General features: G+C 61.4%; 11 protein-coding genes. 1 reads left to right on the top strand and 10 read right to left on the bottom strand.

Annotated features, from left to right (window positions below; all coding sequences use genetic code 11):
- Positions 1–43 precede the first annotated feature (43 nt).
- Complete coding sequence (gene fghA, locus C4K38_RS06090) at positions 44–889, bottom strand: S-formylglutathione hydrolase (protein WP_053277651.1); 846 nt, start codon at positions 887–889, stop codon at positions 44–46.
- A gap of 8 nt (positions 890–897) precedes the next feature.
- The gene (locus C4K38_RS06085) at positions 898–2,010 is read right to left on the bottom strand and encodes an S-(hydroxymethyl)glutathione dehydrogenase/class III alcohol dehydrogenase (protein WP_016705316.1); all 1,113 of its coding nucleotides are present in this window, start codon (positions 2,008–2,010) and stop codon (positions 898–900) included.
- 106 nt (positions 2,011–2,116) lie between these two features.
- Between C4K38_RS06085 and C4K38_RS06080 the strand changes: the two genes are divergently transcribed.
- A complete protein-coding gene (locus C4K38_RS06080; RefSeq protein ID WP_053277650.1) occupies positions 2,117–3,013 on the top strand; it encodes a LysR substrate-binding domain-containing protein in 897 nt (298 codons plus the stop codon).
- Positions 3,014–3,167: 154 nt separating this feature from the next.
- Here the strand turns inward: C4K38_RS06080 and ispD are convergent, their stop codons facing one another.
- The 8 genes from ispD to dnaE form a co-directional block, all read right to left on the bottom strand.
- Entirely contained in the window at positions 3,168–3,875 is a 708-nt protein-coding gene (ispD, locus tag C4K38_RS06075; protein ID WP_023969802.1) for a 2-C-methyl-D-erythritol 4-phosphate cytidylyltransferase, read from the bottom strand.
- The gene (gene ftsB / locus C4K38_RS06070) at positions 3,872–4,150 is read right to left on the bottom strand and encodes a cell division protein FtsB (RefSeq protein WP_007924039.1); all 279 of its coding nucleotides are present in this window, start codon (positions 4,148–4,150) and stop codon (positions 3,872–3,874) included. Before ftsB ends, ispD begins: the two co-directional genes overlap by 4 nt.
- A gap of 172 nt (positions 4,151–4,322) precedes the next feature.
- Positions 4,323–5,612 carry a phosphopyruvate hydratase gene (eno, locus tag C4K38_RS06065; RefSeq protein WP_053277649.1) on the bottom strand — a complete coding sequence of 430 codons (1,290 nt, stop codon included), beginning with the start codon at positions 5,610–5,612 and terminating at the stop codon, positions 4,323–4,325.
- A 157-nt stretch (positions 5,613–5,769) separates the two neighbouring features.
- Positions 5,770–6,615 carry a 3-deoxy-8-phosphooctulonate synthase gene (gene kdsA, locus C4K38_RS06060; protein ID WP_007924043.1) on the bottom strand — a complete coding sequence of 282 codons (846 nt, stop codon included), beginning with the start codon at positions 6,613–6,615 and terminating at the stop codon, positions 5,770–5,772.
- Positions 6,616–6,620: 5 nt separating this feature from the next.
- Entirely contained in the window at positions 6,621–8,252 is a 1,632-nt protein-coding gene (gene pyrG, locus C4K38_RS06055) for a CTP synthase (RefSeq protein WP_007924045.1), read from the bottom strand.
- Between the two features lie 274 nt (positions 8,253–8,526).
- Positions 8,527–9,855: a tRNA lysidine(34) synthetase TilS gene (tilS, locus tag C4K38_RS06050; protein WP_053277648.1), complete on the bottom strand. Its 1,329-nt coding sequence runs from the start codon at positions 9,853–9,855 to the stop codon at positions 8,527–8,529.
- Between the two features lie 104 nt (positions 9,856–9,959).
- Positions 9,960–10,907, bottom strand: coding sequence for an acetyl-CoA carboxylase carboxyltransferase subunit alpha (locus C4K38_RS06045; protein ID WP_053277647.1), 948 nt, complete (start codon positions 10,905–10,907; stop codon positions 9,960–9,962).
- Positions 10,908–11,047: 140 nt separating this feature from the next.
- Positions 11,048–14,572 (bottom strand): DNA polymerase III subunit alpha, encoded by a 3,525-nt coding sequence (gene dnaE, locus C4K38_RS06040; RefSeq protein WP_053277646.1) that lies wholly within the window; start codon positions 14,570–14,572, stop codon positions 11,048–11,050.
- Positions 14,573–14,591: the final 19 nt, after the last annotated feature.

The following is a 14,591-nucleotide window of genomic DNA, read 5'->3' as shown; positions in this document are numbered from 1 at the left end:
CCCTGATTGAGTCAGGGCGTGATTCTACCTGCTTTGGCGGACATTAGGCGCTCAGAGCGCGCGCATGATGCTGCAGGTGGTCGCCAATGAAGCTGGCGATGAAGAAATAGCTGTGGTCGTAGCCGGGTTGCAGGCGCAACGTCAGCGGATGACCCGCGGCTTTCGCCGCCTGTTGCAGCACTTCGGGCTTGAGCTGATTGGTCAGGAAATCGTCACGATCGCCCTGGTCTACCAGCAACGGCAGCTTTTCGCTGGCCTCCTGGATCAGCACGCTGGCATCCCATTCGCGCCAACGGGAGCGCTCTTCGCCCAGGTAGCGGGAAAAGGCTTTCTGCCCCCACGGGCAATCCATCGGGTTGCTGATCGGCGCGAAGGCCGATACCGACTGGTAACGCCCCGGGTTGCGCAACGCGCAGACCAGAGCACCGTGGCCGCCCATGGAGTGCCCGCTGATGCCGCGCTTGTCCGAGGCCGGGAAATGCGCCTCGACCAATGCCGGCAGCTCCTGCACCACATAGTCATGCATGCGGTAATGCTCGGCCCAGGGCTGCTGGGTGGCATTCAGGTAGAACCCGGCACCCAGGCCGAAGTCCCAGGCGCCATCCGGATCGCCCGGCACACCAGGGCCGCGCGGGCTGGTATCCGGCGCGACGATGATCAACCCCAGCTCGGCGGCCAGGCGCTGGGCGCCGGCCTTTTGCATGAAGTTCTCGTCGGTGCAGGTCAGGCCGGACAACCAGTACAGCACCGGCAGCTTGCCACCCTGCTCCGCCTGCGGTGGCAGGTACACGGCAAACACCATGTCGCAACCCAGCACCTCGGAATGATGCTTGTAGCGTTTGTGCCAGCCGCCGAAGCTTTTCTGGCAGGACAGGTTTTCCAGACTCATGGCCGACCTCAGAAATGAATGACGGTACGGATGCTCTTGCCTTCATGCATCAGGTCGAAGGCCTTGTTGATGTCCTCCAGCCCCATGGTGTGGGTGATGAAGGTGTCCAGGGGGATTTCACCGGTCTGGGCCATTTCCACATAGCTTGGCAACTCGGAACGCCCACGCACGCCGCCGAATGCCGAACCGCGCCAGACGCGGCCGGTCACCAGCTGGAACGGACGGGTGGAAATTTCCTGGCCGGCACCGGCCACGCCGATGATCACCGACTCGCCCCAGCCCTTGTGGCAGCACTCCAGCGCGGCACGCATCAGTTGTACGTTGCCGATGCACTCGAAGGAGAAGTCCACACCGCCGTCGGTCATATCGACGATGACCTCCTGGATCGGCCGATCGAAGTCTTTCGGGTTCACGCAATCGGTAGCGCCCAGCTGTTTGGCGATTTCGAACTTGGCCGGGTTGATGTCTATCGCGATGATCCGGCCAGCCTTGGCTTTCACAGCACCGATCACCGCCGACAGGCCGATACCGCCCAGGCCGAAGATAGCCACGGTGTCGCCGGCCTTGACCTTGGCGGTGTTGATCACCGCGCCGATCCCGGTGGTGACGCCGCAACCCAGCAGGCAGACTTTTTCCAGAGGCGCTTCTTTAGGGATCTTGGCCACCGAGATTTCCGGCAACACGGTGTACTCGGAAAAGGTCGAGGTGCCCATGTAGTGGAAAATCGGCTGGCCTTTATAGGAGAAACGGGTGGTGCCGTCCGGCATCAGGCCTTTGCCCTGGGTGGCGCGGATCGCCTGGCACAGGTTGGTCTTGCCCGACAGGCAGAATTTGCACTTGCCGCATTCCGGGGTGTACAGCGGGATCACATGATCACCCACGGCCACCGAGGTCACGCCCTCGCCGATGGCCTCGACCACGGCACCGCCCTCGTGACCGAGGATCGACGGGAAGATGCCTTCCGGGTCGGCGCCGGACAGGGTGTAGGCGTCGGTGTGGCAAACGCCGGAAGCGACAACCCGCAACAACACTTCGCCGGCCTTGGGCATGGCGACATCGACTTCAACGATCTCAAGGGGTTTCTTGGCCTCGAAGGCAACGGCAGCGCGCGACTTGATCATCCTGGGTCTCCAGCGAATAAAAACGAGACAGGGAGTGTAAAACAGCGCCTGGCGATGAATAATCCGGACAAAAGCAAAACATTATTGCTGTACAGGGATAATCGTCATGAATGAGAACCGCTGGGAAGGTATCGATGAGTTCGTCGCCGTGGCCGAGTGCAGCCAGTTCACTGCCGCCGCGGAACGCCTTGGGGTGTCGTCTTCCCATATCAGCCGGCAGATCGTCCGCCTGGAAGAGCGGCTGCAGACGCGCCTGCTGTATCGCAGTACCCGCCGAGTAACCCTGACCGAAGCCGGGCAGACTTTCTTGCAGCATTGCCAGCGTCTGCAGGACGGGCGCGAAGAGGCGTTGCGCGCCGTCGGCGACCTGACCAGCGAGCCCAAGGGCATGCTGCGCATGACCTGCGCGGTGGCCTACGGCGAGCGCTTCATCGTGCCGCTGGTTACCAGTTTCATGGGGCTTTATCCGCAACTGCGGGTGGATATCGAACTGAGCAACCGCCCCCTGGACCTGGTGCACGAAGGCCTGGACCTGGCGATCCGCCTCGGCCGCCTGCAGGACTCACGGCTGGTGGCGACCCGCCTGGCGCCACGCCGCATGTACCTCTGCGCCTCGCCGTCCTACCTGGAGCGCTACGGTCGCCCTCACAGCCTGTCGGAGCTGAGCCGCCACAACTGCCTGATCGGCAGCTCGGACATCTGGCAGCTGGAGCAGGACGGCCGCGAGTTCTCCCAGCGGGTGCAAGGCAACTGGCGCTGCAACAGCGGGCAAGCCGTGCTGGATGCGGCGCTGCAGGGGGTGGGCCTCTGCCAGCTACCGGATTATTACGTGCTGGAGCACTTGCATCAGGGCACCCTGATTTCCCTGCTCGAAGCCCATCAGCCGCCAAATACCGCGGTGTGGGCGCTGTATCCGCAACAACGGAATCTGTCGCCCAAGGTGCGCAAGCTGGTGGATTATCTCAAGGAAGGGCTGGCCAAGCGGCCGGAGTACAAGGATTGATCTGTAGCCGCTGCCGCAGACTGCGCTCGGCTACGTAGTAGCCGTCGTAGCGGACAACGCGGCCGATCGGCTTGAAGGACCTGCCAAAAGCGCGTCCCGTTCCGGGCCGTTCACAGCCTGCGGCAGCGGCTACAGGGGCCAGCGAAACCTACGCTCAGCGGCGATTGGCCCAGCGCTGGCGCAACCACTCCAGATCTTCCGGACGGGTCACCTTGAGGTTGTCCGAACGTCCTTCGATCAATCGTGGTGCCTGACCGGCCCACTCCATCGCCGACGCCTCATCGGTAATCGCCACATCCGCCACCAGGCTGTCGGCCAAGGCGCGATGCAAGGCGCCCAGACGGAACATCTGTGGCGTATAGGCTTGCCAGATCAGGCTGCGATCCACGGTTTCCAGCACTCGCCCGTGCTTGTCGATCCGCTTCAGGGTGTCACGGGCCGGCACGGCGAGCAGGCCGCCCACAGGGTCATCCGCCAGTTCACTCAGCAACTTGTCCAGGTCATCCCGGGACAGGTTCGGCCGTGCGGCATCGTGGACCAGCACCCAGTCTTCATCGGCAGCGCCCTGGGCGTGCAGATGGAGCAAGGCATTGAGGACCGATCCGGAACGCTCCGCGCCACCTTCGACCCGCTGGATCCGTGGATCGTGGGCACAAGCCAGGGTCGGCCAATAAGGATCGTCAAGCGCCAGGCTGACCACCAGCCCCTTCAGGGAAGGATGGTCGAGGAAACAGCCGAGGCTGTGTTCGAGAATAGTGCGCCCGCCCAGTTGCAAGTATTGCTTGGGACGGTCCGCGGCCATACGGGCACCGACGCCCGCGGCAGGAATCACGGCCCAGAAGGCCGGTAACGACTGGATCATTGGGCCAACTGGTAGAGGGTTTCGCCCTCCTTGACCATGCCCAGTTCATGACGAGCCCGCTCTTCCACGGTCTCCATGCCTTTCTTCAATTCCATGACTTCCGCGTCGAGTACACGATTGCGCTCCAGCAGGCGCTCGTTTTCAGCACGCTGATCGGCAATTTGCTGAGTCAGGTCGGTTACCTGCGCCAAGCTGCCATTCCCCACCCACAGGCGGTACTGCAGGCCAGCCAGCAGCAAGAGCAAGACGAGGAACAACCAATTGGGACTGCGCATCGAATATCGGGTATCCAGTGAAAAAAGACAGCCATGCCAACAACTTCGAACCTACTGACAGCACGAAGCCTGGAAGAACCAGGCTTGTGCTCTTAAGGCATCAGATTAGTGGCAAAAACCTCGCTGATGCGATTTTTCTGACCCAATCCGGTGTCTTTGTACCATCTACCGCTTAACCGCGAAACTCGCTGCGGCCGTTGTACTTGGCTTTGCCATTCAATTGCTCTTCGATACGCAGCAATTGGTTGTACTTGGACACGCGGTCGGAACGGCACAGCGAACCGGTCTTGATCTGGCCAGCCGAGGTGCCCACGGCCAGGTCGGCAATGGTCGAATCTTCGGTTTCGCCGGAACGGTGCGAAATCACTGCGGTATAACCGGCAGCCTTGGCCATCTGGATGGCTTCCAGGGTTTCGGTCAGGGTGCCGATCTGGTTGAACTTGATCAGGATCGAGTTGGCGATCTTCTTGTCGATGCCTTCTTTCAGGATCTTGGTGTTGGTCACGAACAGGTCGTCGCCCACCAGTTGGGTCTTCTCGCCGATCTTGTCGGTGAGGATCTTCCAGCCAGCCCAGTCGGACTCGTCCAGACCGTCTTCGATGGAGATGATCGGGTAACGCTCGGTCAGGCCTTTGAGGTAGTCGGCGAAACCTTCAGCGGTGAACACCTGGCCTTCGCCGGACAGGTTGTACTTGCCGTCTTCGAAGAACTCGCTGGCCGCGCAGTCCAGAGCCAGGGTCACGTCGGTGCCCAGCTTGTAACCGGCGTTGGCCACGGCTTCGGAGATCACTTTCAGGGCGTCTTCGTTGGAAGCCAGGTTCGGCGCGAAACCACCTTCGTCACCCACGGCGGTGCTCAGGCCACGGGCCTTCAGCACGGCTTTGAGGTGATGGAAAATCTCGGTGCCCATGCGCAGGCCTTCGGAGAAGGACTTGGCGCCCACCGGCTGCACCATGAATTCCTGGATGTCGACGTTGTTATCGGCGTGCTCGCCACCATTGATGATGTTCATCATCGGCACCGGCATCGAGTAGACGCCCGGAGTACCGTTCAGGTTGGCGATGTGCGCGTACAGCGGCAGGTCCTGGTCCTGTGCTGCTGCCTTGGCCGCGGCCAGGGAAACGGCGAGGATCGCGTTGGCGCCCAGGGTTGCCTTGTTTTCAGTACCGTCCAGCTTGATCATCGCGTGATCGAGGGCCTTCTGGTCGCTTGGGTCTTTACCCAGCAGCAGGTCACGGATCGGACCGTTGATGTTGGCTACGGCCTTCAGTACGCCCTTGCCCAGGTAACGGCTCTTGTCGCCATCACGCAGCTCCAGCGCTTCACGCGAGCCGGTGGAGGCACCGGACGGCGCGCAGGCGCTACCGATGATGCCGTTATCGAGAAGCACGTCCGCTTCGACGGTGGGGTTGCCACGGGAGTCGAGAACTTCACGACCTTTGATGTCGACGATTTTTGCCATTGTTGTAAACACTCCAAAGTTGACGAAAACGACGCAGCTGAAGGGAATCTCTTTACCGCCGGCAAGCAGGGAACAAGGGGCAGACTTGCGGACGATAAGGCTCAAGCCCGAGGGCCTGAGCAATTAATCGTGCGGTACTTTACCGGAGAAATCGGCTTTACGCGGTCTCTACCGTCGGAAAACTCTTAACCAGTTCGTCCAGGGCCTTGAGCTGGGCCAGGAAAGGTTCGAGCTTGTCCAGACGCAGGGCGCATGGACCGTCGCATTTGGCGTTGTCCGGATCTGGATGGGCTTCCAGGAACAGGCCAGCCAGGGACTGGCTCATGCCGGCCTTGGCCAGGTCGGTGACCTGGGCGCGGCGACCGCCGGCCGAATCGGCACGACCGCCGGGCATTTGCAGCGCGTGGGTCACGTCGAAGAACACCGGGTATTCGAACTGCTTCATGATGCCGAAGCCGAGCATGTCCACCACCAGGTTGTTGTAACCGAAGCTCGAACCACGCTCGCAGAGGATCAACTGATCGTTACCCGCTTCTTCGCACTTGCTCAGGATGTGTTTCATTTCCTGGGGCGCGAGGAACTGGGCTTTCTTGATGTTGATCACCGCACCGGTCTTGGCCATCGCGACCACCAGGTCGGTCTGGCGCGACAGGAAGGCCGGCAGCTGAATGATGTCGCAGACTTCAGCGACGACCGCAGCCTGATGCGGCTCGTGGACGTCGGTGATGATCGGCACGCCGAAGGCTTGCTTGATGTCCTGGAAGATGCGCATGCCCTCTTCCAGGCCAGGACCACGATAAGAGGTCACAGAAGACCGGTTGGCCTTGTCGAAACTGGCCTTGAACACGTAAGGGATACCGAGCTTTTCGGTGACCTTCACGTACTCTTCGCAGACCTGCATGGCCATGTCACGGCTTTCCAGCACGTTCATGCCGCCGAACAGCACCATGGGCTTGTCGTTGGCAATCTCGATGTCGCCGACGCGGATGATCTTCTGTGCCATCGGGGTTACGCCTTCTTCTGGTGTTGAGCCAAAGCCGCCTTGACGAAGCCACTGAACAGCGGATGGCCGTCACGTGGAGTCGAGGTGAACTCAGGGTGGAACTGGCAGGCGACGAACCATGGATGGTCCTGCGCCTCGACCACTTCAACCAGCGCGCCATCGCCGGAACGACCGGAAATCTTCAGGCCGGCGTCAATCAGCTGTGGCAGCAGGTTGTTGTTCACTTCGTAGCGGTGACGGTGACGCTCGACGATCACGTCCTTGGCGTAGCAATCGTGCACCTTGGAGCCGGCTTCGAGCAGGCATTCCTGAGCGCCGAGACGCATGGTGCCGCCCAGGTCGGAGGCTTCGGTACGGGTTTCGACGGCACCGGTGGCATCTGCCCACTCGGTGATCAGGCCGACAACCGGGTGACCGCTGGCGCGATCGAACTCGGTGGAGTTGGCGTCTTTCCAGCCCATGACGTTACGAGCGAACTCGATCACCGCCACTTGCATGCCCAGGCAGATACCCAGGTAAGGCACCTTGTTTTCGCGAGCGTACTGGACGGCGGTGATCTTGCCTTCCACGCCGCGCAGGCCGAAACCGCCTGGAACCAGAATCGCATCGACGCCTTCGAGCAGCGCGGTGCCCTGGTTCTCGATGTCTTCGGAGTCGATGTAGCGCAGGTTGACCTTGGTGCGGTTGGTGATGCCGGCGTGGCTCATCGCTTCGATCAGCGACTTGTAGGCGTCCAGCAGCTCCATGTACTTGCCGACCATGGCGATGGTGACTTCGTGCTCGGGGTTGAGCTTGGCGTCGACCACTTTTTCCCACTCGGACAGATCGGCACCGTTGCATTGCAGGCCGAAACGCTCGACGACGAAATCGTCCAGACCCTGGGCGTGCAGCACGGCCGGGATCTTGTAGATGGTGTCGACGTCTTCCAGGGAGATCACCGCACGCTCTTCAACGTTGGTGAACAACGCGATCTTGCGACGCGAGGACACGTCCACCGGGTGGTCGGAGCGGCAGATCAGCACGTCCGGCTGCAGGCCGATGGAGCGCAGCTCTTTCACCGAGTGCTGGGTCGGCTTGGTCTTGGTCTCGCCAGCGGTGGCGATGTACGGAACCAGGGTCAGGTGCATCAGCATCGCGCGCTTGGAACCGACTTCGACGCGCAACTGGCGGATAGCCTCGAGGAAAGGTTGCGACTCGATGTCACCCACGGTGCCGCCGATCTCCACCAGGGCCACGTCGGCATCGCCGGCGCCCTTGATGATGCGACGCTTGATCTCGTCGGTGATGTGCGGAATCACCTGGATGGTGGCGCCCAGATAATCACCACGGCGCTCTTTGCGCAGCACGTGCTCGTAGACACGACCGGTGGTGAAGTTGTTGTTCTGGGTCATGGTCGTGCGGATGAACCGCTCGTAGTGGCCCAGGTCCAGGTCGGTCTCGGCGCCGTCGTGGGTGACGAACACTTCACCGTGCTGGAACGGGCTCATGGTGCCCGGGTCGACGTTGATGTACGGGTCCAGCTTGAGCATGGTGACCTTAAGTCCCCGCGCCTCCAGGATGGCCGCCAATGAAGCCGAGGCAATGCCTTTCCCCAATGAAGAAACAACACCGCCCGTGACGAATATGTAGCGCGTCATGAAAAACCCTAGAAGTCTGCGTTAAAGCGGTCCGAGCCGCCGGGGAAAGCGAAGGAAGGCCGAAGCCCCCGATCACCTGCATTAATCACAGTGCACCTTTCAAAAAAACCGCCGCGTTGGGACAGACCGGAAGAGAAAACACCGGTACGTTGCTCGCTACACATTTTTTGGAATCGCCCAGCAAAGACTGCTTGGTAATCGGCAACTCCTGCAATTCAGGCGAATCCACAGAAGTTGTATCAAGAAGGGAGCGTAGTCTACCGGAAAGGGACTTTCAGCTCAAACCTTGATCGCTCGAAGGCGGCTGCCAATGCAATTGCCAGCCTTCATGGGCATTTGCGTCAAGACCTGGCAGGTTCGCCACCGCGAGCAATTCTTCGCCTCGATACAGCAGCGGCAATCTGCCACGGGCGAAGGCTGGCAGACCCGCCTCGTTGAGCAGGCGCTTGAGGTCGCGGTGGCCGCGTCCGGGCAGTTGCATCACCTCGCCCCCCTGGCGGTAACGCACCTGCAAGGGCCCTTGCGGCGCCCCCCCGGTGAACTGCAATTGACCATTGCCCGGCAACGGCAGAGGCGCAGCGGTATCGACCCAGCTCGGTGCAGACAGCACGGGTTGCAGCCAGCTATCCGACAACCACCAGACACGCCCCGCCGCCCGCCGCAACTCGCCCTGCCCCAGCCGCCATACCGGACAGCTGTCGCCCGCGGCATCGCGCAGCGTCTGCCAGCCCGCCCAGTGGTCGCTGTCGGGCAATGTCGTAAGCTTGCTCAGCCAGTGGCTCAGGGCATTGCGCTGACGCGCCTCCGACAAGCCGACCAAAGGTGCCAGCGCCAGGGACGGCAACCCCAGCCACTCGAACTCGACGCCCAAAGCAGCGGCCTGCAGATCAATGATCGCCAGCTCATCCAGCAACTCCCGGGCCTCACGCAAATGCGCCGCGCTGCGCGCCATGCTGCTGGCCGCCTGCGGCCAACGAGCGGTCAGCAATGGGAACACCTGATGACGCAGGTAGTTGCGGGAGAACTGCCGATCCTGGTTGGAGGGGTCGTCGATCCAGTGCAACTGATGATCACGGGCATAACGCTCCAGCTCGTCGCGGGAGACGTCGAGCAAGGGCCGCAGCAAATGCCCCTGCCCCAGCGCACGCGACGCCGGCATGGCGGACAGTCCCCTGACTCCGGCCCCACGCAGCAGACGAAACAACAGGGTTTCCGCCTGATCGTCACGGTGCTGGGCGGTCAGCAACAGTTCATTACCGCCGGTAGCCTCTTCGAACGCGGCATAACGCGCTTCCCGCGCCGCGCGTTCGAGACTGGCCCCTGGTTGCACCTGTACCGCCACTATTTGCAACGGCACCCCCAAAGCCTCGCACTGGGTTCGACAATGCTCCGGCCAGGCGTCAGCCGCAGCCTGAAGGCCGTGATGCACATGGATGGCGGTCAAAGGGGGAAGTCTGTGTCGCTGCCTGAGTTGGGCAAGCAGGTGAAGCAGGACGGTGGAGTCGAGACCACCAGAGAACGCGATGCGCCAGGCCGATCGGTCCAGCCAGGGCAGGAGGCGTTGCAGCAGTTTTTGCGTAAGGACTGTATCGAATGGGCTCATGAATGGACCGGATCCTGAATAGAGACCGAGCTTGCTCGCAGTGCCTGAATGGCCGAGACGCCCATTTCGCGAGCAAGCCCGCCCCTACAAGGAGCGTCGATCTGTCAGAGACCGTAGCTCATCAGGCGATCGTAACGACGCGCCAGCAGGGTGTCGTTATCCATCTTCTTGAGCATCGCCAGCTGGGAAGTCAGCTCGGCGCGGATCAGGGCAGCAGCGGCAGCCGGATCACGGTGCGCGCCACCCAGTGGCTCTCCGATGACTTTGTCGACAATACCCAGGCCTTTCAGGCGCTCGGCGGTGATGCCCATGGCTTCGGCGGCATCCGGAGCTTTCTCGGCGGTTTTCCACAGGATCGAGGCGCAGCCTTCCGGCGAGATCACCGCGTAAGTGGAGTACTGCAGCATGTTCAGCTGATCGCAGACACCGATGGCCAACGCACCGCCGGAACCACCTTCACCGATAACAGTGGCGATGATCGGAGTTTTCAGGCGCGCCATGACGCGCAGGTTCCAGGCGATGGCCTCGCTCTGGTTGCGCTCTTCGGCGTCGATGCCCGGGTAGGCGCCCGGGGTGTCGATGAAGGTCAGGATCGGCATCTTGAAGCGTTCGGCCATTTCCATCAGGCGGCAGGCCTTGCGATAGCCTTCAGGACGCGGCATGCCGAAGTTGCGACGGACTTTCTCGCGCACTTCGCGGCCTTTCTGGTGGCCGATGATCATTACCGGCTGGTCGTCCAGACGGGCAACACCGCCGACGATCGCGGCGTCGTCGGAGAAGTGACGGTCGCCATGCAGCTCGTCGAACTCGGTGAAGATGTGCTCGATGTAGTCCAGGGTGTACGGACGACGCGGGTGACGCGCCAGGCGTGCGATCTGCCAGCTGGTCAGCTTGCCGAAGATGTCTTCGGTCAGGGTGCTGCTCTTGTCTTGCAGGCGGGAGATCTCATCGCCGATATTCAGCGAATTGTCATTACCGACCAAGCGCAACTCTTCGATCTTGGCTTGCAGGTCGGCGATCGGCTGTTCGAAATCAAGAAAATTCGGGTTCATAGGCGTCCGTCTTGGGTCGACGTCCAAGAGAGCTTGGGCCGGCCGGTTGTCTATTCGCGCCCTACCTTAAGGGAGAGGCGCGTTCAGGTCGAGATTAAAAATTCGGGTCGAGATCGGCGCACTTTTATGGCGCCTGACCGTCAACGGTATTGGAGGAAGACGTTGTCTCGCCCGAACTGGTCACGCAGGGCTTGAATCAAGGCATCCGCCGGGTCGATCCGCCAGGCTTCGCCGAACTGCAGCAAGGCCTTGGCGTCCTCCTTGGTGTACTCCATGGAGATCGGGCAAGCGCCGCGATGGCGTTTGCACAGTTCCCCCAGCCAGCGTAGCTGATCGCCCTTGAGGGCTTCGGTATGCACCTTCAGGCGCAGGCTTTCTGCCAGGTTGGTGCGGGCATCTTCCATGCTCATCACCCGCTTGACCCGCAGGCGCAAGCCGCCGGAGAAGTCGTCGTTGCTGACCTCGCCCTCGACCACCACCATTGCGTCGGTCTGCAGCAGGGACTGGGCCGAATGGAAGGCATCGGCGAACAGCGAAGCCTCGATCCGCCCGGAACGATCGTCAAGGGTGATGAACCCCATCTTGTCGCCCTTTTTGTTCTTCATGACCCGCAGGGCAATGATCATGCCGGCGACGGTCTGGGTATCGCGCGCCGGCTTCAGGTCGACGATGCGCTGGCGGGCGAAACGCCGGATCTCACCTTCGTATTCGTCGATCGGGTGCCCGGTCAGGTACAGGCCGAGGGTATCTTTCTCCCCTTTCAGGCGCTCCTTGAGGGTCAGTTCCTTGGCCTTGCGATGATTGGCGTAGACATCCGCATCCTCTTCGACGAAGACCCCGCCGAACAGGTCGGCGTGGCCACTGTCGGCGGTTCGCGCGGTCTGCTCGGCCGCCTTGACCGCTTCCTCCAGGGCCGACAACAGCACCGCGCGGTTGCGGTCGATGTTGGCCTGGTAGGCTTTGATTTCGTCGTGGAAGTGAGGCCCCAGGCGGTCCAGGGCACCACTGCGGATCAACGCATCGAGGGTACGCTTGTTGATGCGCTTGAGGTCGACACGGCTGCAGAAGTCGAACAGGTCCTTGAACGGGCCGCCTTCGGCACGGGCCTCGACGATCGCCTCCACCGGCCCCTCGCCCACGCCCTTGATCGCTCCCAGGCCATAGACGATGCGGCCGTCGTTGTTGACGGTGAACTTGAAGTCGGAACTGTTCACATCCGGAGCATCGAGGCGCAGCTTCATGCTGCGCACTTCTTCGATCAGCACCACCACCTTGTCGGTGTTGTGCATATCCGCGGACAGTACCGCCGCCATGAAAGGCGCCGGGTGATGCGTCTTGAGCCATGCTGTCTGGTAGGACACCAGCCCGTAGGCGGCCGAGTGGGACTTGTTGAAACCGTAGCCGGCGAATTTTTCCACCAGGTCGAAGATGTTGCCCGCCAGGTCGGCATCGATACTGTTGTTGGCGCAACCTTCGATGAAGCCGCCGCGCTGCTTGGCCATCTCCTCGGGCTTCTTCTTACCCATGGCACGACGCAGCATGTCGGCCCCGCCAAGGGTATAGCCAGCCATTACCTGGGCAATCTGCATCACCTGTTCCTGATACAGGATGATGCCGTAGGTCGGAGCCAGTACCGGCCGCAGGCCCTCGTACTGGTAGTCCGGATGCGGATAGGCCAGTTCGGCGCGACCGTGCTTACGGTTGATGAAGTCGTCCACCATGCCCGATTGCAACGGACCGGGACGGAACAACGCCACCAGTGCGATCAGGTCTTCCAGGCAGTCAGGCTTGAGCTTCTTGATCAGCTCCTTCATGCCTCGGGATTCGAGCTGGAACACCGCGGTGGTCTCGGCCTTCTGCAGCAGCTCGTAGGTCTTCTTGTCGTCCAGCGGGATGAAGTCGATGTTGACGTCGGGCAGGTTCTTTTTCACCTGCTCGCGGTTGATGGTCTCCATCGCCCACTTGATGATGGTCAGGGTCCGCAGGCCGAGGAAGTCGAACTTCACCAGGCCGGCGGCCTCGACGTCGTCCTTGTCGAACTGGGTCACCAGGCCGTCGCCGGCTTCGTCGCAATAGATCGGCGAGAAGTCGGTCAGCTTGGTCGGGGCGATAACCACGCCACCGGCGTGCTTGCCAACGTTACGCACCACGCCTTCGAGCTTGCGCGCCATCTCCCAGATTTCCGCCGCTTCTTCATCGACCTTGATGAAGTCGCGCAGGATTTCTTCCTGCTCGTAGGCTTTTTCCAGGGTCATGCCGACTTCGAAGGGGATCATCTTCGACAGACGGTCAGCCAAGCCGTAAGACTTGCCCTGAACCCGCGCCACGTCCCGCACCACAGCCTTCGCGGCCATGGAACCGAAGGTGATGATCTGGCTTACCGCGTTACGGCCATATTTCTCGGCCACGTAGTCGATAACCCGGTCACGACCGTCCATGCAGAAGTCGACGTCGAAGTCGGGCATGGAAACCCGTTCCGGGTTGAGGAAACGTTCGAACAGCAGGTCGTAGGCCAGCGGGTCGAGGTCGGTGATCTTCTGCACGTAGGCCACCAGGGAGCCGGCACCCGACCCCCGGCCTGGCCCCACCGGCACACCGTTGCTCTTGGCCCACTGGATAAAGTCCATAACGATCAGGAAGTAACCGGGGAACCCCATCTGGATGATGATATCCAGCTCGAAATTCAGCCGGTCGACATACACCTGGCGCTTGGCTTCATAGTCTTCGGTGGTGTCCTTGGGCAGCAGCACGCTGAGGCGCTCGTCCAGCCCGTCGAAGGAAACCTTGCGGAAATATTCATCGATGGTCATGCCATCGGGAATCGGATAGTCAGGCAAGAAGTGCTTGCCCAGCTTCACTTCGATATTGCAGCGTTTGGCGATCTCGACCGTGTTTTCCAGGGCCTCGGGCAGGTCGCTGAACAGCTCGGCCATTTCCTCGGCGCTTTTCAGGTACTGCTGATCGCTGTAGTTCTTCGAACGACGCGGGTCGTCGAGGGCGCGGCCCTCACCGATGCAGACCCGGGTTTCATGGGCCTCGAAGTCTTCGCGCTTGATGAAGCGCACATCGTTGGTCGCCACCAGCGGCGCGCCGATCTTGTCCGCCAGGGCCACGGCTGCGTGCAGCTGCTCTTCGTCGTTGGGACGGTTGGTACGCTGCACTTCCAGATAGAAACGGTCCGGGAACACCGCCATCCACTCGCGGGCCAGGGTTTCCGCTTCTTGCAGGTCGCCAGAAAGCAAGGCGATACCGATCTCGCCCTCTTTCGCGGCCGAGAGCATGATCAGGCCTTCGGCGGCCTCGGCCACCCACTCGCGCTCAATGATGATCTGGCCATTACGCTGGCCATCGATGAAACCACGGGAAATCAGCTCGGTCAGGTTGCGATAGCCCACGGCATTCATCACCAGCAGGCTGATGCGGCTCAGCGGGTTCTCGGGGTCCTTGTTCGACAGCCACAGGTCGGCGCCACAGATCGGCTTGATCCCGGTGCCCATGGATGCCTTGTAGAACTTGACCAGGGAACACATGTTGTTCTGGTCGGTAACCGCCACCGCGGGCATGCCCATGCCGGCCAACGTCTTGACCAGCGGTTTGATCCGCACCAGACCGTCAACCAGGGAATATTCAGTGTGCAGGCGTAGATGAACGAATGAAGCCGGCATAGTGATCCTGTAATGAGCG

It is taken from the genome of Pseudomonas chlororaphis subsp. piscium, from assembly GCF_003850345.1.
Classification (GTDB): domain Bacteria; phylum Pseudomonadota; class Gammaproteobacteria; order Pseudomonadales; family Pseudomonadaceae; genus Aquipseudomonas; species Aquipseudomonas piscium.
This window is presented reverse-complemented; position numbering and strand designations above follow the sequence as displayed.